The 20,511-nt window shown below is 69.9% G+C and carries 21 protein-coding genes; 11 read left to right on the plus strand and 10 right to left on the minus strand.

Annotated features, from left to right (window positions below):
- Positions 1 to 58 precede the first annotated feature (58 nt).
- The 4 genes from KLK06_RS44730 to KLK06_RS44745 all read left to right on the plus strand — a co-directional run bounded on the left by KLK06_RS44730 (position 59) and on the right by KLK06_RS44745 (position 4,158).
- Positions 59 to 766 (plus strand): ABC transporter ATP-binding protein, encoded by a 708-nt coding sequence (locus KLK06_RS44730; RefSeq protein ID WP_308168727.1) that lies wholly within the window; start codon positions 59 to 61, stop codon positions 764 to 766.
- A complete protein-coding gene (locus tag KLK06_RS44735; protein WP_214641820.1) occupies positions 763 to 3,072 on the plus strand; it encodes an FtsX-like permease family protein in 2,310 nt (769 codons plus the stop codon). Before KLK06_RS44730 ends, KLK06_RS44735 begins: the two co-directional genes overlap by 4 nt.
- Before the next feature lie 67 nt (positions 3,073 to 3,139).
- On the plus strand, positions 3,140 to 3,520 hold the full coding sequence (locus tag KLK06_RS44740; RefSeq protein WP_214641821.1) for a hypothetical protein: 381 nt from the start codon (positions 3,140 to 3,142) through the stop codon (positions 3,518 to 3,520).
- A 29-nt stretch (positions 3,521 to 3,549) separates the two neighbouring features.
- Complete coding sequence (locus KLK06_RS44745; protein WP_214641822.1) at positions 3,550 to 4,158, plus strand: cysteine hydrolase family protein; 609 nt, start codon at positions 3,550 to 3,552, stop codon at positions 4,156 to 4,158.
- Positions 4,159 to 4,162: 4 nt separating this feature from the next.
- Here the strand turns inward: KLK06_RS44745 and KLK06_RS44750 are convergent, their stop codons facing one another.
- From KLK06_RS44750 to KLK06_RS44770, 5 genes are read right to left on the minus strand one after another with little or no spacing between them, the layout of a single operon-like run.
- The gene (locus tag KLK06_RS44750; protein WP_214641823.1) at positions 4,163 to 5,404 is read right to left on the minus strand and encodes a ThiF family adenylyltransferase; all 1,242 of its coding nucleotides are present in this window, start codon (positions 5,402 to 5,404) and stop codon (positions 4,163 to 4,165) included.
- Positions 5,397 to 5,615, minus strand: a complete 219-nt coding sequence (locus tag KLK06_RS44755; RefSeq protein ID WP_214641824.1) for a hypothetical protein — start codon at positions 5,613 to 5,615, stop codon at positions 5,397 to 5,399. The genes KLK06_RS44750 and KLK06_RS44755 overlap by 8 nt, the downstream gene beginning before the upstream one ends.
- The gene (locus KLK06_RS44760; RefSeq protein ID WP_214641825.1) at positions 5,612 to 6,061 is read right to left on the minus strand and encodes a hypothetical protein; all 450 of its coding nucleotides are present in this window, start codon (positions 6,059 to 6,061) and stop codon (positions 5,612 to 5,614) included. Before KLK06_RS44760 ends, KLK06_RS44755 begins: the two co-directional genes overlap by 4 nt.
- Positions 6,062 to 6,084: 23 nt before the next feature.
- Positions 6,085 to 7,329: a hypothetical protein gene (locus KLK06_RS44765; protein ID WP_214641826.1), complete on the minus strand. Its 1,245-nt coding sequence runs from the start codon at positions 7,327 to 7,329 to the stop codon at positions 6,085 to 6,087.
- Positions 7,326 to 8,444: a hypothetical protein gene (locus tag KLK06_RS44770; protein WP_214641827.1), complete on the minus strand. Its 1,119-nt coding sequence runs from the start codon at positions 8,442 to 8,444 to the stop codon at positions 7,326 to 7,328. Before KLK06_RS44770 ends, KLK06_RS44765 begins: the two co-directional genes overlap by 4 nt.
- Positions 8,445 to 8,756: 312 nt before the next feature.
- Here KLK06_RS44770 and KLK06_RS44775 point away from each other — a divergent pair, with 312 nt between their 5' ends.
- From KLK06_RS44775 to KLK06_RS44800, 6 genes are all read left to right on the plus strand, one after another.
- Positions 8,757 to 9,671 carry a hypothetical protein gene (locus KLK06_RS44775; RefSeq protein WP_214641828.1) on the plus strand — a complete coding sequence of 305 codons (915 nt, stop codon included), beginning with the start codon at positions 8,757 to 8,759 and terminating at the stop codon, positions 9,669 to 9,671.
- Positions 9,672 to 9,995: 324 nt separating this feature from the next.
- Positions 9,996 to 11,555, plus strand: coding sequence for a hypothetical protein (locus tag KLK06_RS44780; RefSeq protein WP_214641829.1), 1,560 nt, complete (start codon positions 9,996 to 9,998; stop codon positions 11,553 to 11,555).
- Between the two features lie 55 nt (positions 11,556 to 11,610).
- A complete protein-coding gene (locus KLK06_RS44785; protein ID WP_214641830.1) occupies positions 11,611 to 12,018 on the plus strand; it encodes a roadblock/LC7 domain-containing protein in 408 nt (135 codons plus the stop codon).
- On the plus strand, positions 12,015 to 12,365 hold the full coding sequence (locus KLK06_RS44790) for a DUF742 domain-containing protein (RefSeq protein ID WP_214641831.1): 351 nt from the start codon (positions 12,015 to 12,017) through the stop codon (positions 12,363 to 12,365). The genes KLK06_RS44785 and KLK06_RS44790 overlap by 4 nt, the downstream gene beginning before the upstream one ends.
- Entirely contained in the window at positions 12,346 to 12,924 is a 579-nt protein-coding gene (locus tag KLK06_RS44795) for an ATP/GTP-binding protein (RefSeq protein WP_214641832.1), read from the plus strand. Before KLK06_RS44790 ends, KLK06_RS44795 begins: the two co-directional genes overlap by 20 nt.
- Positions 12,921 to 14,237, plus strand: a complete 1,317-nt coding sequence (locus tag KLK06_RS44800; RefSeq protein ID WP_214641833.1) for a cytochrome P450 — start codon at positions 12,921 to 12,923, stop codon at positions 14,235 to 14,237. The genes KLK06_RS44795 and KLK06_RS44800 overlap by 4 nt, the downstream gene beginning before the upstream one ends.
- An 85-nt stretch (positions 14,238 to 14,322) precedes the next feature.
- On the opposite strand, the gene KLK06_RS44805 is transcribed toward KLK06_RS44800, so the two are convergent.
- Positions 14,323 to 15,429, minus strand: coding sequence for a serine hydrolase (locus KLK06_RS44805; protein WP_214641834.1), 1,107 nt, complete (start codon positions 15,427 to 15,429; stop codon positions 14,323 to 14,325).
- Between the two features lie 76 nt (positions 15,430 to 15,505).
- On the minus strand, positions 15,506 to 16,405 hold the full coding sequence (murQ, locus tag KLK06_RS44810; RefSeq protein ID WP_214641835.1) for an N-acetylmuramic acid 6-phosphate etherase: 900 nt from the start codon (positions 16,403 to 16,405) through the stop codon (positions 15,506 to 15,508).
- Between the two features lie 57 nt (positions 16,406 to 16,462).
- Here murQ and KLK06_RS44815 point away from each other — a divergent pair, with 57 nt between their 5' ends.
- A complete protein-coding gene (locus KLK06_RS44815) occupies positions 16,463 to 17,584 on the plus strand; it encodes an exo-beta-N-acetylmuramidase NamZ domain-containing protein (protein ID WP_214641836.1) in 1,122 nt (373 codons plus the stop codon).
- Between the two features lie 41 nt (positions 17,585 to 17,625).
- On the opposite strand, the gene KLK06_RS44820 is transcribed toward KLK06_RS44815, so the two are convergent.
- The 3 genes from KLK06_RS44820 to KLK06_RS44830 are packed head-to-tail and all read right to left on the minus strand — an operon-like array spanning position 17,626 to position 20,511.
- On the minus strand, positions 17,626 to 18,510 hold the full coding sequence (locus tag KLK06_RS44820; RefSeq protein ID WP_308168728.1) for a GNAT family N-acetyltransferase: 885 nt from the start codon (positions 18,508 to 18,510) through the stop codon (positions 17,626 to 17,628).
- 4 nt (positions 18,511 to 18,514) lie between these two features.
- Positions 18,515 to 19,525 (minus strand): ABC transporter ATP-binding protein, encoded by a 1,011-nt coding sequence (locus KLK06_RS44825; RefSeq protein WP_214641837.1) that lies wholly within the window; start codon positions 19,523 to 19,525, stop codon positions 18,515 to 18,517.
- Positions 19,522 to 20,511, minus strand: coding sequence for an ABC transporter ATP-binding protein (locus tag KLK06_RS44830; protein ID WP_308168729.1), 990 nt, complete (start codon positions 20,509 to 20,511; stop codon positions 19,522 to 19,524). The genes KLK06_RS44825 and KLK06_RS44830 overlap by 4 nt, the downstream gene beginning before the upstream one ends.

Below are 20,511 nucleotides of genomic sequence, written 5' to 3' on the forward strand. Positions count from 1 at the left end.
AGAAGGTGGCCCTGTGGATGGATGCCGCGACATGCGCCGCAGCTCTACCGTTATGCCCGTGACGAGTGAGAACAGTGCGGGACACGTCGTCGTCCGGCTGAAGGGCGTGCGCAAGCAGTACGCTGAGACAGCGGCGCTGGACGGCGTGTCCCTGAGCATCAGCGCGGGAGAGGCCGTCGCCGTGATGGGGCCCTCGGGATGCGGCAAGTCCACTCTGCTCAACATGATCGCGGGCCTCGACCGTCCCACCGAGGGCACGGTCGAAATCGACGGCCAGGACCTGGGCAGCCTGAACGAGACCGGGCTGGCGCTGTTCCGGCGTCGGCACATCGGCATGATTTTCCAGTTCTTCAACCTCATCGACGACCTGCCCGCGCTCGACAACGTCGCGCTGTCCGCGCAGCTCATCGGCATCCCGGCCCGCCAAGCGCGTAGACGCGCGCTGGAACTCCTCGACGAGCTCGGCATAGCAGGCCGCAAGGACGCCTATCCCGCGGCGCTGAGCGGCGGAGAGCGGCAGCGGGTCGCCGTGGCCCGCGCCCTGATGAACCGCCCGGCGCTGCTACTGGCCGACGAGCCGACCGGCGCGCTGGACAGCCGCTCGGGCGACCAGGTGATGGACCTGCTCATCGACCTCAACCAGATCGGCCAGACGCTGCTGATCGTCACCCACGACCAGCACCTGGCCACCCGCTGTGCCAGCCACCTGATCGAGCTCGCCGACGGCCGGGTGGCCCGTGAGAGCGCCCTGGAGCGGGTCGAATGAGCGCGGTGTGGCGGGCCTCGCGCGCGGCGGTGCGGCGTCGCCGGCTCCAGACCGTCGTCATCGGCCTGGTCGTGCTGGCCAGCACCACGACGATCATGCTCGCGAGCGGACTGCTCGACGCCGCCACCGCTCCGTTCGACCGGGCTTTCGCCAAGCAGAACGGCGCCCACGCGGTAGTCGAATTCGACTCCGCGAAGGCATCCAAGGCGCAGGTGGAGCAGACCGCGCGGCGGCCGGGCGTCGAGGCCGCGGCCGGGCCGTTCGACCAGGTCGTCATCGACTTCCTTAGAACCACGGACATCCCCGAGGCCGAAGGCCCGCTCACCGTGGTAGGCCGGGTCGATCCCAGCGGCCCGGTAGATCGTCTGCGCCTCCTGCACGGCCGTTGGGCCACTGCCCCGGGCGAGGTCGTGATCAACCTGCGTTCCGCCGCCGGCCCGCCCCGCCCCGGCACGCTGGGGTCACAGCTGCGGGCGCCGGGAGTGCCGCCGCTGACGGTCGTCGGGCTGGCCTCCAGCATGAGCCAGTCGGCCGACGCCTGGGTCGCGCCCGCGCAGATGGCGGCGCTACGCCCGTCCGCCGTCCAGATGCTCTACCGGTTCACCGATCCTTCGACGGAGGAGGGCATCCGCGCCGGCCTGGAGGCGGTCACGGGCGGGCTGCCCGCGGGTTCGCTGACCGTCGCGCAGTCCCACCTCGCGCTCAGGAAGGCCTTCTCCAGCATGGCCGACGCCTACCTGCCGTTGATGGCGCTCTTCGGCGTGCTCGGACTGCTGGTCGCCGTCCTCATCGTCGCGAACGTCGTCAGCGGCGCCGTCGTGTCCGGGTACCGGCACATCGGCGTGCTCAAGGCCGTGGGCTTCACGCCGAACCAGGTGGTCGCGGTGTACCTCACGATGGTGTCCGTGCCCGCGGCGGCCGGCTGCGTGCTGGGCACGCTGTTCGGCAATCTGCTGGCCGAGCCGGTGCTGCGGGCCGCCTTCCAGGGCATCGAGAGCGGCAGCGCAGAGATCGGGATCAGCCCATGGGTGTCGATCACCTGCCTGCTGGGCATGCCGCTCCTTGTCCTGCTGGCCGCGCTGGTCCCCGCGCTGCGCGCACACCGGCTGTCGGCCGCGCAGGCGATCAGCGCCGGCAGCGCACCCTGCCCGGGACGCGGGCTGCGCGTGCAGCGCGCTCTCGGCGGCACCCGGCTGCCACGCGCCGTCAGCCTGGGCCTGGGCCAGCCCTTCGCCCGCCCCGGCCGGACGGCGATGACCATGGCGGCCATCGTCCTCGGCGTCACCACCGTCACCCTCACCACCGGGCTGACCAGCACGATGCTCGCCTTCGGCGCCGCCAACCAGGGCGCGCCCACCGAGGTCGGCGTACGGGCGGGCCAACCGGCGTTCGGGCAGCGCGCCCCCGCGCTGAACGACCGGCAGATCGAGGCGCTGCTGCGCTCCTTGCCCGGCGCCAGGCAGGTGACCCCCAAGGTGTTCGTGGACGTGCGTCTGGCCGGGTTCACGCAGCGCAGCGCCGTCAACTTCCAGCGCGGCGACACCTCGGCCGTGGCCTCCCAGATCGTCCAGGGCCGTTGGCCGGCCGGACCGGGCGAGATCGCCGCGCCGCCGTCGTTCCTGCGCCAGCGCGGCCTGGCGGTCGGCGACCAGATCACCCTGCAGCTGAACGGCCGGCAGACCCGTGCCACCATCGTCGGCCAGCTCATGAACGGTGACGCCCGCTTCCTGTGGTCCACCTGGCCGACGCTGACCGCGCTGGACCCCGGCACCGCCGCCGACCACTACGAGGTCCAACTCGCCGACGGCTCTGACGCCCACAGCTACGCCAACTCCGTCAAGGCCGCCGATCCCGGCCTCTACCCGGCCGTCTCGAGCCCAGGGGACCTCGCCACGACGACCGTCGTCGGGTTCGCCTCGGTGTTCACCACACTGCTGATCATCGTGGCGGCGCTCGGCGTCTTCAACACCGTCCTGCTCAACGCCCGCGAACGCCGCCGCGACCTCGGCATGCTCAAGTCGATCGGGATGACCCCACGCCAGGTGACGATCATGATGGTGACATCGATGGCGGCCCCGGGCGCGGCCGGCGGCCTGGTCGGGATCCCCGCCGGGATGCTCACACACCGCGTGATCGTCGACACCGTCGGGGTCGTCGTGTTCCCCGAGGGGATGAAGGACGTCTGGCACGCGCCGCAGCTGGCCGCGCTGGCGCTGGCGGGGGTGACGATTGCCGTCCTGGGCGCGCTGGTGCCCGCGCGGTCGGCGGCGCGCATGACGATCGCCCCTCTCCTGCACAACGAATGACGCCGCACATGCGACCGCCCTGTGGGCCCCACCCGGGTCCGCGCCACCAGCCCACAAGCAGCTCGATGTGGTCACGGCCGAAGACCGGGCCGGAACTGTGGATCTGGATGCCGAACTCGGCGCTGAGGAAGCGGTAGTACTCGGCCCACTCGCTGTCGCGGGCGTTGCCCGGCATCCATGCCGTCAGGCCTGCCTGGCGATTCGTTTGGACACGGCCTGCGGTCATGCCCACGCGGGCGGCCGCCTCGGTGAAATGCCCGTCGTCGACGACGGCGAGGAAAGTTCTGACCGCACCGAGGTCCAGCTCCCTGAACAACTCCTGGTTGTTTCTGGCGGCGTGGCGGTTGTTGGACACCGCGCGACAGGCTCCGCTTTGATGAGCGGCGCCAAGGGACTCCAAGACAACCGCAAGGAGTATAGGTGGTCCTTTCAGCGGGCCAGACAGTGAAACCCCCATCACCCAACCCAAGGAGAGACATGTCGCTGGACCCTCGGACGGCCGCACTGCTCGTCATGGACTACCAGCCGGCGATCCTGGCCTCGCTCCCCGGGCCGGCCGACCCTGAAGCGCTGCTGTCACGGGTAGCCGGCGCCATCGCCGACATGCGAGCGTACGGTGCTGCCATCGCCCACGTGCGGGTCGGCTTCACCGAAGCCGACTGGGCGGCGATCCCGCCGGCCAACAAGACCTTCTCCTTCATCGGCCGGCAGCGCCTCATGCACCACGAGGATCCCGCCACCGCCTTTCACCATCAGCTCGCCCCCGAGCCCGGTGACATCACCGTCCGCAAGACCCGCTTCGGTGCGCTGTCCACGACAGACCTTGACCGGCAGCTGCGGGATCGCGGCATCACCACTCTGGTCATCGCCGGCATCACCACCAGCGGCGTCGTCCTGTCCACCGTCATCGACGCCGCCGACCGCGACTACCAGCTCTACATCCTGGCCGACGGCGTCACCGACCCGGACCAGCAAGCCCACCACACCCTGATGACCAGCGTTTTCCCGAGACTGGCGCACATCATCGACACCGCCGAACTGCGCTCATTCCTGCAGGAGAGGCTGGCAGAGACCGGCAGGGCATAACCGGTCAGGCCGGTTCGGGGCCGCCGAAGTACGCGTCGTCTTCCGACTTGGCCACGCCGGAGCCGGCCGCGCAGACCGCGCAGTTTTCGAGCTGGTCGAGGAGGACTCCGTACCAGCGGAGCACGCTCTGCTGGTCGATGGACACCCCCATCGGCTCGAGTCCCGCGTGGGCCAGCTCCCGGCGGTTGATCCACTGGTGGATCGGGGCGACCAGGTCGGCGCCGAGGGTCGCGAAGGCGGGGGACTCGCCGTCGAGCAGCTCCAGCAACGCCAGTTTGACCATGTGGAGGGCGATGGGGACGATATCGGTCGACAGTCCGGGCTGCGGGGCCACCGCGCGGTCGGTGTAGGAGACGCGCGCGGCGTCCTCCGCGCTGCTGATCTCGTTGTCGGCGGCCTGTTCTGGGAGCGCCTGTACGAAGCATTGGTAGCAGGGCGTCAGACCGGGGATGACCCGCTGCACGATGCCCCCGTACGCGCGACGGTAGACACCCCCGAGGATCAGCGGAAGGCCCTCCTGCAGGCACATCCGGTTGATCAGCAGCCGGCTCTCCCGGGTGTCGGTCGCGCAGATCACCAGATCCGCCTCGACGTACTTGATCAGGTCCTTGACCTGCCGGCGGGTCTCCCCGTTCAGGTGCAGGCCGCTGGTGAAGACCCGCGCGGCCGGATGGTGCTGATGGACGACGTCGCGCATGGCGTTGGCCTTCAGCCGGCCGACGTCCGCGAGCCCGCACTCGTGCCGCGAGACGTTCCCCACCTCAAGCCGGTCGTGGTCGAGGAGCAGGAAGCGGCCGACTCCGGCTTTGGCGAGTTCGCGCACGATGAAGCTGCCGCCGGAGCCCAAGCCGAGCACCGCGACGGACTTCTTGCGGAGCACATCGGTCTCGAAGATGCCGTGCACTCGCTCGAAGGCGTCCGCGGCGGCGGGGACCACGGAGGTGCCGATCCGTTCCCCCAGCGGGCCGCCCAAGCCGGTCGTGCGATGCGCGCGGATGCCGTCCTCTTCGGTCCAGCACACGATCAGCGGGCCGGGCTCGTCGAGGACCCAGCCGTCCGCGGGCTGTTCGGGCAGCACCAGAACGTCGTTGCCGGCCGCTCCCTCGACGGTTGCCAGGTCGCCCTGGTCACGCAGGCGCATGCCCAGCCTCGTCGGGCCGGGCGTCGCGACCCTCGCGATGACGGCGAGCGCGCTGTCGGTGAACACCACGTGGTGGGGCACGGTCGGCTGGTCAGGGTCAGTCATGAGTGAACGCCTTCATGTCCTCGGCGGACACGTGCGGGATCTGGTCGCCGGGCCGGTCGCCGACCGAGCGCACTTCGAACTTGCCGGTCTGCGGGTTGAGCACCATCCGCTTGCCGGACGGCGGGTTTCCCCCCGATGCCTTCATCTGTTCCATGAACGCCCGGATGTCGTTGTGTTTATCCGTGGCCATGCGAGCCTCCTGCTCTTTCACGCGTCTATGAGAAAATTCTTGATCGGCTTGCCGTCTTGCAGGTGGCATTCATACGCGACGATCCACAACAGGCCTTTCTCGACTATCTTCAGCATCGAGTGCTCGACCGACCAGTGTTCGGGGCGATAGGTGCAGATCTTCACCCACCCGGGCTGATCGGTCTTCCAGGTGTGCATATCGTGGCTGGTGCCGTAAGACTCGATCGTCCGCCACCCCATATAGCCCTGTAACGGGCTGGGATAGCTGATGTAGGTGCTCGGGCACTCATCCGGGTAGCCGGGCGGGACGGTGATCATCACCCCGTAGCCGTTGCCCATGTTGCTCGTCCAATAACCGCTGACATATGTGTGACCGGTCGGCTCATAGAAGCTGAAGGACGGGAAGTACGTCCGCAGCCCATTCGCGTCTTCGACGAGCCGGATTCTCTGGTAGTAATCCCAGGCCACAGTTCCCCCCTAGGGTGACGCCTTCATGGAAGCTTCTCCAGAAGCAGGACTCCCCATTTCAGTGGCGCGCGCAGGTCGTACATCTCCGCCCGCTGCCGCGTGCGCCATTCCACGACCTCGTGCGAGTTCCCGCGGACCACCGCGACCCTGCAGTCGGCGGTGACGGCGCGTTCGCCGTCCCAGGCGGCGAAGAGGAGAAGGCGTGTCGCGCGGCCGGGAATGCGCACGATCACGGCGATGCGGTCCGCGTGGATCACCTTGACCTCGACGTCGTACCGGCCGGCCAGCGGCTGCACGGCGGGCTCGATGTACTGGGTGACGAAGTCGGGGAGATCAGGGATCGGCAGGAGCGGGATCCGGCCTCCCGACGACTGCGACGAATGCGACGGTTGCGATGGCTTCGCGGGAGCCTCTGGGAGGTCCGCTGCCTCTCGCGGTCGCTCAGCACGCGGCCGCTCCGGATCGTCCGGCCGCTTCTCGAAGACCGCCGAGCTGCCGGCAAGCTCCTCGGCTGCCGGCTTGGCGTCCGATGCCTCCGGTGATTCGTCGGCGCGATGGTCGTCGACGTCGCCGGAGTCCGACCGTACGCCCGAGACGAAGCGCCGCCACCCGGACACCGCCGACGCGGCTGACCCGGCAAGCCGGTAGGAGTCCTCCGGGAGCCGCGAAGCGGGCCGCATGGCCGTGCTGAGACTGGGTCTCTCCACGAGCCCGCCCACGAGCTTGGCGAGGGTGCCGCGCAGCGGGCTCTCCCCGGGGAGCACGTGGAAGAAGGTCTCCGCCCTGGTGAGGTTACGGGCGTCCAGATAGAAGAAGGGCGTGAGCTGGACGCGGTAGTCACTCCCGGGCCGGCCCCGGCCACGCCGGGAATGCGATGTTTCCCGGCTGACGAAGTTGGCGAGTATCTCGGTGTACTGCGGACGGTGATATTTCTGCGCGTACCTGCGAGTGCGCTCACGGTCGCCACTGCTCGGCTCCATCAGGCCGATCCAGTGGTGTGAGTGCCACATGCCGATGCACTGGACCCCGAACCCGTCCCAGGCGACCTGCTCGAGCGCACGGGTCACCTGCGGGTCGAGTTCCAGTGAGGTCTGTCGTTTCTGGACCTCTCCCGCCGGACGCGTCGCGAGGAAGACGGTCGGCCCACCGCCGTGGCCGAACAGGCCGAAGAGGCTGCCACCGGTCTCCAGCTCGTGATGGTCCAATGTCTCGTCAGTGATCACGGCGAGCTCGGACTCGTAGATGCGGACCACGAAATGCTCGCTCATCCGAGCACCTCCACGATGTCCAGCAGGGTCCGTTCCGGTGACCAGATGGCCGAGTCGAGTTCGAGGTGCTCCGGTCCGGTGTCCTCCACGTAGAAGACGTCGGGCGGGGTGGCGGGGAAGCCGGCGTCGAGCACGAAGGAGACCCCCAGGTCGTTCGTCGAGACGATCAGCGCCACGCGATCTCGATCGAGCTCCAGGGTCTCCACGGTGAAGCCCCGTCGCTCGAGTTCCATGACTTCCATCTCGACCCGGCAGGCGAACACGTCCTGGGCCGAGGATTCGGGCAGGGGAGGAGCCGGTTGAGCGCCGACAGCCTGAGCCGGTGCGGGTACGGGACCGATGATGGGCCCGGCCGTGTCCGGGCGCAGGCTCACCGCGGCGCCGCGAAGCTGCCAGTAGATCTCCACGCAGGTCAGCACGAACCAGGCCACGATCGCCGCGACGATCTGCTCGTCCGGGTAGTCCAGCTCGGTCATGTTGACGTACTGCCAGACAGGCAGCGCGCCCTCGCCGGGCTGGCCTACGGTCGTCCGGTCGTCCCAGCCGAAGCACGCGATCCGGATCGGGAAGCCCGTCAGACCGTCGACCGTCGGGAAGAGAGAGCTCAGGTACGCGAACGCGTTGAGATGATCGCCGTCGGCTTCGAAGTAGACGAGCACCGCCGGGTGCGAGGGGAACTCCAGGGCGCTGATCTCCGCGGCGCCCGTCGAGCCCTCGATCAGCCGGCTCACCCCGCCGTCGCTGACGAACGCCCCTGTGTGCAGCGCGGCATGCCGGGAGAAGTCCGGGATCTGGCGTAACGCGTCGTGGACCAGACCGGTGACCCGCCCACTCGTGCCGCCGGCGAAGCTCATCGGAGAGACCAGCACCGCCGGCCGCGGGTCGGTGGTCATCGAGCGCAGCCGCCCGATCGTGCCCAGGGGATAGCGCGCGTTCAGGCTTTTGTAACGTTCCAGAAGTAACTGCCGCCGGTGCTCTTCGTCCAGGTAGGCCATCCGCGCGGCGTGCCGCCGTTCATCGGCGACCCGGCTCAGCCGGTCTTGGTGGTTCAGCGTACGGATGACGCCACGGGTGCGTAGTTCGTCTCCGATGAGTTCCGGAATCAAATTGACCAAGCCACTGATCAGAGATCCACCAATGAGACTCAGAAACCACTCCACGCCCCACGCCCCCCTGTTACCTCCACAACGGGATTCCCCAGGTCCCGTGGACTGGAGGCCATCATAAACCGCTATGACCGGAGAATCATGCCATTTAACGCATTGGGGGGTGCGCATTCAAAGATTCCGAAATCAATATTAGAGTCCGGCCGTTAGCTGGTGGCATTGGGATGAATTGCCCGATATGTGGGCCATCATTCGGACGATGGGGATTTCGGCTATGGTGCCCCGTACTCGAGTTGATCTAGATCGTAGGAGTGCGCGGTGATGAACGTGAGAGAGCCCGACTGGGCGTACGTGGCCAGGTCCCTTGTCAAGGTCCTGGCCGTTACCGCGGCGCTCTTACTGGTCCTCGGCGTGACCGAGCGGGTTCTGTGGCTGTTCATCGACTTCGACGACGAGCGGATGGCCCAGGTGTACGGCACGGCCGCCCGCGTCGTGAACCCGGACAAGCGCCTGGCGAGCGGCTACAGCGATGGCGGGGGACTGTGGGGGACGACCTACACGCTGTTGGGGGAGCCGCGCAAGGCCGGTCGCGGCGAGGGTGGGGAAGAGTACGTAATTGAGGAGAACTCATTCGGGGCCGTCCGGGCTCCCTCTCTCGAAGGGCCGTCCGGCGGCCTGGCCCAGGCGATCGATTCCGTGGTGGAGGACGCTGACGTCGACGAAGAGCTGACGGAGAAGGCCCGGAAGACCATCGACGCACTACCCCAGACGCTCGACGCGGTCGCGGTCGTGGAGTTCGCGGACACGATGACCACCGATCGGCTCGTCGCCTTCAACCGGAGGCACACAATCTGCGGAGGGGCGGACACCTCCTACATCTACTCGCTGTCCTACTACGACGACTCCAGCGACCCGGCCGCGGCGAACGCGGTTGTCTGGAACCGCGACATGACCAAGGACGGCTTCTCGGTAGAGGTCACCTATCAGTGCGAGACCGAGCCCGCGGCGGCGCTGATGGAGTTCCGCCGGTGGGTCGGGCTGCTCGGCGAGGGGGACGACCTCCAGGAGTTCGGTCTGGACTACGACTGGCTCGTCGACGACGCCGAGGAGGGCGTCGTGCACGGGCTCGTCGTCGACGGCTGGAAACTCGCCGACCTGCGCAAGCTCCTCGACGATCCGGAGGTGCGGACGGTTCACCTCGCCGACGTCGCCTTCGACCTCGGCGAGGTCGGGTAGCGAGGCTGATCCCGACAAATCTGATGATATATGGCCGAACGCAGTTACGATCTTACTCACTGTTAGACTATCGTGCCTGCTGGGAATTCCGGTTTCCCGATTGCCCATCGTTCCGCTGAGACCGAGGATGCCCATGTCGTCTGGCCCCGCCATGCCTCAGTCCGCACCGCATCAGGCACTCATCCGTGCCGGCGTCGCGGAAGGGCGCGCGTCATACCGACGCGGCCCCGGCCGGCCGCTGCGCGAGACCCCCACGCGCCGCTAGCGCAGGCTCTCCGGCGGTCAATAGCTCTCCGCCGGGTTCCCCCCGACCCCAGGATTGTCATGCTGCAAGACTCCTTCAGCGTCCCCATAGTGATCGGCGCCGCCGTTCTCGTCCTCGCCCTCGTGGGCGTCCTGACCCTCCACCTGCGTGTACGCCGCGACCTCGCCCGGGCCCGTGCGCAGCTCGTTCAGGCCCGTCGGGCCCAAGAGCACCTGACGGGCGAGTCCAGCGCCAGGGACCAGCGGCTGGTGCGCGCGGAGCGCCAGGCCAAGGAGAGCGCGGAGCTGCTGCGCGAGGCACGCGCCCAGCAGGACCTCGTGCGCGCCGAGACCGAGTACCTGGTCTCGACCCGGATTCCCGCCCTGCTGTCGCACCTGCGCGCCCCGCACGTGATCGTGCCCGGCGTACAGAACCCGGCGCTCGCCGGCACGAACGTCGAAAGGCTGCACCGCGCCATCCTCGACACGCTCACCCGCGGCGTCCGCGAGGAAGGCGAGCGCATCGACGAGGCGGCCCAGGCGGTCGTCAGAGGCGCGATCTCCCGCGTGCAGACCCAGGCGCTACGCGCCCAGGACCTGCTCGCGGACGTGCAGAAGCGCTACAGCGGTGATGAGCACACCACGCTGCTGCGCGAGGTGCTGGGGCTTGACATGTTCAACGAACTCATCATCCGTCGCGTACAGGCCACCGGCATCGCCTGCGGCGCCACGCCCGGCCTGTCGCGTGACGACACCTATCTGGTGGACCTCATGGTGGGCGCCATCTCACGGGTGGAGAACTTCGAGCAGCGCATCGAGGGCCCGGCCAACCACCTGCGCCGCCGGATCGGGGTCGCCGCCCGCGCGGCGGAGTCGATCCTGTTCACCACCGCCGAGTTGCTGGCCAACGCGGTCCACCACTCCCACGGCACGCTGAAGGTGACCATCGCCGTGCACGAGACCAACAACGGCGCCGCCATCGTCATCGACGACGCCGGCGTCGGCCTCAACGAGGAGCAGTACGCCCGCGCGACCCGCCTGCTGAGCGGCACCCATCCGGTACGCCTGGTCGACCTGGGCAACCCGCCCCGCACCGGCTGGGCCGCGATCGGTCGCCAGGTCGCGCACTACGGCATGCAGGTCACGATCAAGAAGAGCGCCTTCGGCGGCGTCCAGGCCGTGTTGAGCATTCCGGCGGCCCTGCTGGTGGAGATGCCCGAGGACAGCAGGCCGTCGGTGCTGGCCCCCGAGCCGGTCCGCGCCGGCGTCCCGACCGCCGCCACGGTCATCCGATCGGAACCCGCGGCCGCCTTTCGACCGGAGCCCGTCGCCTCCTCCGTACGGCCCGAGCCCGCGCAAGCGCGTCGTCCGGAACCCGCGACGGGGCCCCAGCAACGGCAAGCCCAGGCGGAGGATCTGGCGCCGCTGCCGCAGCGCCGACGCCAGCCGACGCGTGCCGCGTCCGGCTCCAGGCCCACCGGCGAACCGGGCGGCTCCGGTGGTTCCGACGGCTCGGGCGGAAAGTTGCTCACCACTCCGGAGGAGGCCCAGAAGCGGTGGGGAGACTTCCAGGTCGGAGCCGAAGCGGGCCGCCGCGAAGCGCTCCCGCCGCAGCAGCATGACATCACCGAAGGGAATTGACCGCTCCATGGACACACACAGTGCTTCCGGTCGTGTTCAGACCAAGGGGCGCCCGTTGTCCCTCGACGTGTCCTGGGTCCTGTCGCCCCTGCTGGCACTGCCCGGAGTCGTCCGCGGCGTGGTGCTGAGCCGTGACGGGCTCATCCTCGGCGGCTCGGCCGACGTCGGCGTCGAGACCGGCGAGCGCGCCGCCGCTATGACGAGCTCTGTCCTGGGGGCCGCCCGCGCCCTGTGCGACGGCCTCAGCAACGGCACCGAGGGCGAGGTGGTCGACATCGTCATCTCGGCCGGCAGCGGCTACTACTACGTTGCCCCGGCCGGCGACCGCGCCGCCATCGTCGTCGCCGCCACCGGAGCGGTCAACATCGGCTCGCTGGCCTACGAGGTGCAGCTCCAGGTGCAGAAGCTGATCAAGGCTCTCGACGAGGCCAGCGCGGCCAGGGTGCCGGGCGTCCGGACATGACCTCCGGACGGCAGCGGCGGCGGGTCGTCCCGGACTACATGGCCGCCGCGAGATTGACCTTGCCCGAGCACATCACCGTCGAACGCACGACCCTGGTCTCCATCGTGCCCGACGCCGCCACCGACGGGCTTGACCCTCCGGCGTCGCATCTGCTGGCACTGCTGCGGGACGGGCCGTTGTCGGTGTACGAATGCGCCGCGCACCTGGGCCTGCCGTACTGCGTGGTGCGGTTGCTGGTCGCCGGGCTCGTCGGCGGCGGAACGCTGCTGACCCGCGATCCGCCGGCCGCCGACCTGCCCGACATCGAGATCTTGGAGTTGGTGCTCAGTGGCCTCCGCGCTCTCTGACAGCCGTATCAGTACCGAACACATCCCCGTCAAACTGGTCATCGCAGGACCGTTCGGCGTAGGCAAGACGACCATCGTGGACGCGCTCTCGGAGATCAAGCCCCTCAACACCGAGGAGGTGCTCACCCAGGCGGGCACGCTGGTCGACGACCTCAGCGGCGTGAACCAGAAGACGACCACGACCACCGCGATCGACTTCGGTCGGCTCACCCTGCCGGGTGTGGTGCTCTACCTGTTCGGGGCGCCGGGACAGACCCGGTTCCAGGTCCTGTGGAAGGAGCTGGTCCGCGGCGCGCTGGGCGTGCTGGTGCTGGCCGACACCCGCCGCATCGACGACAGCTTCGCCGTACTCGACCTGGTGGAGAACGCCGGCATCCGCTACGCGGTGGCCGTCAACCACTTCCCCGACTCCCCGGATTACCCGCTGGAAACCGTGCGCAAGGCGCTCGACCTGGACCCGAGCACGCCGCTGGTGGTGTGCGACGCACGCGACCCCGCCTCCGCCCGCGCCTCACTGATCGCGCTGGTGGAGCACATCAGAGAGCTGGTGCTGTCATGACCCTGCGCTACATGCCCGACGCCGGGCGGCTGTACGGGGAGGAGTACGCCAGGGACCCGCAGGCGGTCTACGCGGAGCTGCGCCGGCGGCACGGCGCGGTCGCGCCCGTGGAGATCGCCCCGGGCATCGAGGCCCACCTGGTGATCGGCTATCAGGCCGCCGTGGACGTGCTCACCGACGCCGGCGGCGTCTGGAGCAAGAACCCCAGCGCCTGGCAGGCCCGGCTCCCCGCCACTCCGGACGCCGCGGGAATGACCGCCATGCTCGGCTACCGGCCCAGCGCGCTGTTCACCGACGGGGCCGAGCACGCCCGCTACCGGAAGGTGGCCTCCGACTGCTTCGCGCTGGTCCAGCCGCACAAGCTGCGTCAGATGGTGATCGAGGTGTCCGACTCGCTCATCGCCCAGTTCGCCGCGAAGGGCGAGGCCGACCTGGCCGCCGACTTCGCCCGGCCCATCCCGCTGCGCGTCTTCAACCTGCTCTTCGGGCGGCCCGACTCCGACAGCGCCACCCTGAGCCAGGCCCTGTCGGACATGATGGAGGCGGACGGCGAGGTGGGCGCGCGGGGCAGCGACGCCTTCAGCCAGTACATCGGCGAGCTGATCCAGGCCAAGTACGCCCAGCGGGGCGACGACCTGACCTCCTGGTTCATCGACCATCCAGCCGGTCTGGAGGGCGACGAGCTGGTGCAGTCCGTGGTGCTCGTCATGGCCGCGGGCTTCGACCCCACGTCCAGTCTGATCTCCAACGCGATCTCCCGGATGGTCAGTGACGACCGCTACTACAGCTCCCTGTCCAATGGCGCGCTCAGCACGTACGACGCCCTGATGGAAGCCCTGCGCGCCGAGCCCGCCATGGCGAACTTCGGCCCGTACTTCGTGCGCCGGCCCGTGCACTTCCACGGCACCTGGATCCAGCCGGAAGAGCTGGTCCTCGTCTCCTATGCCGCGGCCAACACCGAGCCCACCAACGTGCCTGAGGAACTGCGCTCGGACGGCGGCGCCTACCTGGGCTTCGGCGCCGGGCCGCACCGCTGCCCGGCCAGCGACCCGGCCTTGCTCATCGCCGTGACCGCGATCGAGCGCCTGACCTCTCACCTGTCCGACCTCGAACTGACCGTGCCGCGCGAGGAACTGCCGTGGCGGCCGGGCCCGTTCCACCGGTCGCTGGCCCACCTACCGGTGCGCTTCACCCCCATCCGCCCCGATCAGCCAGGAGATTCCCCTTGGGCCCCGCACGCCCCGTCCCCCTCGGCGCCAATCGCCTCGCCGAGCTCCACCAGCTACGTGACCTCGGCTCCCTGGTCGTCGTAGAACTCCCGGCCTGAGTCGTCACCGCCACCGCAACCCCGGAGCTGGGTGCGCCCCTACGGTCGCGGACCGCTGCCGCGTCGGCGCTTCAGCCCGCCAGCCGCAGTGCCTCCCCGGCGACCGCGTGGCGCAGGGCGCGGATGCCGTCGCGGCCGCGTACGGGGTGGACGGCGTTCGTCAGTAGCACCACGGTCAGCCCGCGCGCGGGATCGACGACCAGCGAGGTGCCGGTGAACCCGGAGTGGCCGAAGGCGGCGCCGCCCAGCGGTCCCACGATGGCCGGGTCGCCGATCCGTACGCCGAGACCGTGCCGGAACGCCGCGCCCTCCGCTCCCTGGTCGCGGAGCATCTCGGCCGTGGTCTCCGGGCGCAGTAACCCGCCGCCGCCGAGTCGAAGCGTCTCGCCGAACGTCAGCAGGTCGTCCGCCGTCGCGAACACGCCCGCGTGCCCCGCCACGCCGCCCAAGCCATACGCGGTCTCGTCGTGCACCTCGCCGCGCACACAACCGGGCACCTGTGGCTCGGGCGTCCAGCCCGCGACGGTCCCGTCGGTGGCGGCGGCTCCTTGGCGCTCCGGTTTCCATTCGGTGGCGGCGACCCGGGGGAGCGTTGCCGGCCCCGGCCGGTAGCCGGTGTCCGCCAGGCCAAGCACGCCCGTGACCCGGTCGCCGACCAGCGCGTCCAGCGGTGCGCCGCCCGCCAACTCGGCGATGCGGCCCACCATGACCATGCCCACGTCGGTGTAGAGGTAAGGACCGCCGATCGGGCCGGTGACCGGGGTATTGATCATGGCCGCCATGCGGGTGGCCGGGTCGGCGTCGGGGAGTTCGAGATCGATGCGGCGGGTGGGCTGCAGACCGGCCGTGTGGGTGAGCAGGCGCCGCAGCGTGACCCGCCGGTCGCCGGCCGGCAGCCAGGCCGCCACCGGCTCGTCGAGGTCCAGGAGGCCCTCTTCGACCAGCGACAGCACCACGGCCGTGGTGAACAGCTTGCTGATCGACGCCAGGTCGAAGATCGCGTCGCGCCCAGCCGGCGGCCGGTCTGCGGCCAGGGTCCCCTCGGCGTCGGCATAGCGGACGAGCTCGCCCGTCGCGGCCGAGGCCGCGACGGAGCCGTCCACGGCGATCAGCGCCACCGCCGCCGAGCACACGCGCGGCACGCCGTCCGCAAGGATCGCGTCCAGCCGGTCGGACATCGTTCGGCCTCCCCGTGAGTACAACCCCGTGCAGGCGCTCCCGCGCGGTCACTTCCGTGCGGTCACTCCCGTGCGGTCAGCTGCTCAGCGCGTCGCTGAGCCGCTCGCCGTGCGATTCGAGCAGGGCCCGCGCCCCACCGGCGTCGAGCCCGTGCTGGATCATCAGCACCGCTATCTTCACCTGGCCGCTCGCCGCGTCCAGCGCATTGCCCGCCGTGTCGTGGTCGGCGCCGGTGATGTCGCTGACCATGCGGAGCGCACGGTCCGCCAGCTTGCTGTTCATCGCCGACATCTCGATCATCTTGTTTCCGTACGTACGGCCGAGCCGGATCATCGAGATGGTGGAGATCATGTTGAGCACCAGCTTCTGGGCCGTGCCCGCCTTGAGGCGGGTGGAGCCGGTCACCACCTCGGGTCCCACCACCACCTCGATCGCGTGCTCGGCGGCGGCCGACAGAGGCGCGCCGTCGTTGCACGAAAGGCCGACGGTCAGCGCGCCCCGCCGGGCCGCCTCCCCCAGCGCACCGAGGACGAAAGGGGCACGCCCGCTGGCCGACACGCCCACCACCGAGTCGAGCGCGTCCACCTCCAGCGCCGCGAGCGAGGCGGCGCCCGCTTCGGCATCGTCCTCGGCGCCCTCGACGGAGCGGGTGAGCGCGTCGAGTCCGCCCGCGATGACGCCCTGGACGAGCGACGGATCGGTGCCGAACGTGGGCGGACACTCGGAGGCGTCAAGCACGGCCAGCCGCCCCGAGGTACCCGCGCCGACGTACAGCAGCCGTCCGCCGTCGGCCATCCGCGCGGCGATCGCGTCGATGGCGGCGGAGATGGCCGGGATCGCGACGGCGACCGCGGCGGGCACGGCGGCGTCGGCCTGGTTCATCAGCCGGGCGACCTGTTCCGTCGGCAGCCGGTCGATCTGGCTGTAGCGGGGATCGCTCTGTTCGGTGGGCAGCTCAGGGAGCGGATTGATCATGACGCTAATTTCCACCCTCTACTTCTCTCTTGTAAATATCTTTCACACAATGGGTTGATGACGAACGTACGCACTGGCGCTGAACGGCTGGCCACGGATCCCACCCTGGTGGGTGGCGACCGGCTGGGCCTGATCACCAATCCCACAGGTGTTCTGCCTGATCTGACCCCCACGACGGACGCTCTCAGAGCGGCCGGAGTGCCGTTGACGGCGCTGTTCGGCCCGGAGCACGGCATGCGGGGCACCGCCCAGGCGAACGCCAGTGAGCACGACACGATCGACGCCAGAACCGGCCTGCCCGTCTTCGACACGCACAAGGTCTCCGGCGCGGCGCTGGACGAGGTGGTGGCGCGATCCTGTGTGGACACGCTGGTGTTCGACATCGCCGACGTCGGCACCCGCTTCTACACCTACATCTGGACCATGTACGACCTCATGGCCGCCGCGAGCCGGCTGGGTCTGCGGTTCGTGGTGCTGGACCGGCCCAACCCGCTCGGCGGGACCGTCGAGGAAGGGCCGCTGCTCGACCCGGAGTTCGCCAGCTTCGTCGGCAGGTTCCCGCTGCCGGTGCGCCACGGCAGGACCGCGGGGGAGTTGGCCACGCTGTTCGGCTTCGACCTGGACCTCGAGGTGGTGCGGATGGACGGCTGGTGGCGGGGCATGACGTTCGCCGAGACCGGGCTGCCCTGGGTGATGCCGTCGGTCAACATGCCGACCATCGACACCGCCTACGCCTACCCGGCCACCGGTCTGTTCGAGGGCACGAACTTCTCCGAAGGGCGTGGCACCACCCGGCCGTTCGAGCTGGTCGGGGCGCCGTACGTCGATGACAGGTTCGCGCCCGCGCTCAACGCGCTCGGCCTGCCCGGGGTGCGGTTCAGGGAGACGTGGTTCACGCCGATGTTCCACAAGCACGTGGGCACGACCGTGCACGGGGTCCAGCTGCACGTGTACGACCGGGCCGCGTACCGGCCGGTGCTGACCGGGCTGTCGATGCTGCACGTCGCCCGTACGCTCTACCCCGGCGAGCTCGCCTGGTGGGGGCCCGAGCTGTTCCTGGACCACCTGTGGGGCTCCGACACGCTCACGAGGTGCCTGGACGCCGGGGAGGACCCGCGCGCCCTCTGCCCCGACCCCATATACCCTGAAGGGCGGCTGCTCTACGGTGGCCGCGTTTAGCGGCGCACCGCAGGTAGCGGGGTTTGCACCTACGGGTGACATCACGCCAGATCGCGTCGGTAGAGCCAGAAGACGCGTTCGGCTCGTGCGCCCACGGCGCGCGAGTAGAACCGCAGCGGCCCGACCCAGCTGATCTGGGCGCTGGTCTGCCCGGCGGCCCGCATATCGGCCAGGCAGCGGCGGAGCAGCACGCCGCCCACGCCGAGCTCGCGCGCCTCGGGCGCCGTCCCCATCGGCCCGAACCAGGCGGGGCGCGCCCCCCAGGCCGCGAACCCCAGGATCCGGCCGTCGCGCTCGGCGTAGTGCAGCCCGGCGGCGTTGATGGCCTCCCAGGCCCAGTTCTCGTTCCAGTGCTCACGGACGAACCCGGCGACCCTCTTGCGCCCCTGCTCGGCCGTGTGGACGTGCACGCCCCTCTGGGCCAGCCGTGCCAGGTCGTCGTCGACGGACAGGTCCGTGCCGAGGTCGGCGGTCATGTTCCAGGCCATGTGGTAGCGCTCGTAGCCGAGGCTCTCGGCCAGGCACGCGGCGGCGGTGTAGCGCACGTCGATGCCCGGCCAGGCGTAGCAGGGCGGGTTCCCGGCGAAGCGCGCCTGTCTCACGCCCACCGACCGCAGCCACTCCTCGGCCGCGCGGACCAGCTCCCGGCCGTGTCCCCGCCCCTGGACCTCGGGGTGTACGGCCAGCAGGTCGATATGTCCGACGGCCGGATCCTTGCCGGAGACGGAGGCCATGACGACCCCGCCATCGATCACCAGGGCGGTCCAGCGCCGACCGGCGGGCGAGTTCGCCAACCGGTCGACGAGGGCGGGCCCCTCGCCCGAGTCCAGCGTGAGCGCCGCCCGCGCCACCTCCGCGGCCTGCCGCAACTCCGCGGAGCCGCTCGCCTCCCGGACAGGCGTCACGGCGTCGCCGGCGTGGGGCACGGGGTCACACCTCGCTCATCGGGCGGGCGATGACGCTGCGCCGCTGCGGGTAGTAGCAGGCGTGCTCCTGCGGAACACCCTCCGTCACCCGGAGCAGCGGCCGCTCGTCGGTGCACCCGTCCCCGCGGAACGGGCACCGGGCCGCGAACAGGCACCCACTCTCGGACTGGTTCTCGGTGAGCGACTCCAGCGGCACCACCGGCTCCTCGCCGGGCAGCTCCAGCCCGTGCAGCACGGGGATCGCCGACAGCAGCGACTGCGTGTACGGATGCACCGGATTGGCGATGATCGTGTCGACCGGCCCCCGCTCCACGACCTGGCCGCGGTAGATGACGTACAGCTCGCCGTCGCCGCCGATGTAGCGCGCGGTGGCCACGTCGTGCGTGATGAACAGCACGCTGACGCCCAGCCGCTCGCGCAGGTCCTTCAGCAGCGCCAGGATGCCGAGCCGCAGCGACACGTCGATCATCGAGACCGCCTCGTCGGCGACGAGCATCTCGGGATCGACGGTCAGGGCGCGGGCGATCACGACGCGCTGCCGCATGCCGCCCGAGAGCTGGTGCGGGTAGCGCGACAGGACCGTTCCCGGATCGAGGCCGACCAGGGACAGCACCTCGGCGGCCCGCTCGTCGATCCACCCCTTGGACCGGCCGGTCTGCCCGGCCCGCAGCGCCAGCGGCGCCTGGAGCGTCTGGTAGATCGTCCGGGTCGGGTTCAGGGCGGAGTACGGGTCCTGGTGGATCATCTGGATCTTGCGGAAGTGCGGCTGCCGGTGCTTGAGCTTGAGCGGTGACATGGGCGTGCCGTCGATCTCGATCTCGCCCGAGTCGTACGTCTCCAGCCCGGCGATGATGCGCCCGAGCGTGGTCTTGCCACACCCCGACTCGCCGATGAACGAGGCGGACCCGCCCTTGCCGATCTCGAAGTCCACGCCGCGCAGCGCCGGGACCTCTCTGCGGCCGAGCACGTTGCCCCGCTGCTTGAACGTCTTGGTGATGCCCGTTCCGTTGATCACGAAGCGTGCTCCTTCACCGTCACGGCGTGGCAGGCCACGATCCTGGATCCGTCCGCCACGACCGAGGGATCGACGGTGTCGCAGACGTCCATCCGCAGCTCGCAGCGCTCCCTGAACACGCAGCCCTCCTTCGGCACCGTCACCAGCGTCGGCGGGCGTCCCGGCAGCGCCCGGGCCTCGTCGATGTCGCCGACCAGCCGGGGGATGGCCCTGATCAGGCCCCTGGTGTAGGGGTGGCGGGGCGAGCCCAGCACCTCCCTGGTGGGGCCCTGCTCCACCAGGCGGCCGCCGTACATGACCGCGAGCCTGTCGGCCACCTCGGCCACCACGCCGATGTCGTGCGTGATCACCAGGGTGGTCAGGCCGCGTTCGGCGTGCACCTCACGGACGATCTTGAGGATGTTCGCCTGGGTGATCATGTCGAGCGCGGTCGTCGGCTCGTCCAGCACGACCAGGTGCGCGTTGAGCACCAGCGCCAGCATGATGCCGACCCGCTGGCGCATGCCGCCGGACAGCTCGTGCTGGTGCGAGTCGAGCACCCGGGCCCCGTCGAGGCCCATCCGGCCCAGCAGCTCCCTGGCCTCGCGGACCAGGCCCCTCAGGTCCGCCACGCCGTGCGAACGGCCGAGGTCGAGCAGCTGCTTGCCGACGGTCTTGAGCGGGTTGAGGGAGTTCTGGGCGGCCTGGAACACGTACCCGATGTGGGCGCCCCTGGCCTTGCGCAGTTGCTCGCCCGCGAACCCGACCACGTCGCCGAGCCCGTCGATCTCCACGCTGCCCGCCGCGATCCGGCCCGGCGGCTGCACCGCGTTGAGCAGCGACAGGGCCAGCGTGGACTTGCCGGACCCCGACTCGCCGACGATGCCGGTGATCGTGCCGGGCTCCAGGGTCAGGCTGATACCGCGTACGGCGGGCAGCTCGCCCGCCGGCGTCTTGTAGACGACCGTGAGGCCGTCGATGCGCACTCCCGGCGCTTGGTCAGCCAC

Source organism: Nonomuraea sp. NEAU-A123, assembly GCF_018603905.1.
In the GTDB taxonomy this organism is placed as follows: Bacteria; Actinomycetota; Actinomycetes; order Streptosporangiales; family Streptosporangiaceae; genus Nonomuraea.

Bases quoted from the DNA above. Each gene is read 5' to 3' on its own strand.
- KLK06_RS44735 (WP_214641820.1), top strand. From the start codon at position 763: ATGAGCGCGGTGTGGCGGGCCTCGCGCGCGGCGGTGCGGCGTCGCCGG.
- KLK06_RS44745 (WP_214641822.1), top strand. From the start codon at position 3,550: ATGTCGCTGGACCCTCGGACGGCCGCACTGCTCGTCATGGACTACCAG.
- KLK06_RS44750 (WP_214641823.1), bottom strand. From the start codon at position 5,404: ATGACTGACCCTGACCAGCCGACCGTGCCCCACCACGTGGTGTTCACC.
- KLK06_RS44765 (WP_214641826.1), bottom strand. From the start codon at position 7,329: ATGAGCGAGCATTTCGTGGTCCGCATCTACGAGTCCGAGCTCGCCGTG.
- KLK06_RS44775 (WP_214641828.1), top strand. From the start codon at position 8,757: ATGAACGTGAGAGAGCCCGACTGGGCGTACGTGGCCAGGTCCCTTGTC.
- KLK06_RS44780 (WP_214641829.1), top strand. From the start codon at position 9,996: ATGCTGCAAGACTCCTTCAGCGTCCCCATAGTGATCGGCGCCGCCGTT.
- KLK06_RS44790 (WP_214641831.1), top strand. From the start codon at position 12,015: ATGACCTCCGGACGGCAGCGGCGGCGGGTCGTCCCGGACTACATGGCC.
- KLK06_RS44800 (WP_214641833.1), top strand. From the start codon at position 12,921: ATGACCCTGCGCTACATGCCCGACGCCGGGCGGCTGTACGGGGAGGAG.
- KLK06_RS44805 (WP_214641834.1), bottom strand. From the start codon at position 15,429: ATGTCCGACCGGCTGGACGCGATCCTTGCGGACGGCGTGCCGCGCGTG.
- murQ (WP_214641835.1), bottom strand. From the start codon at position 16,405: ATGATCAATCCGCTCCCTGAGCTGCCCACCGAACAGAGCGATCCCCGC.
- KLK06_RS44815 (WP_214641836.1), top strand. From the start codon at position 16,463: ATGACGAACGTACGCACTGGCGCTGAACGGCTGGCCACGGATCCCACC.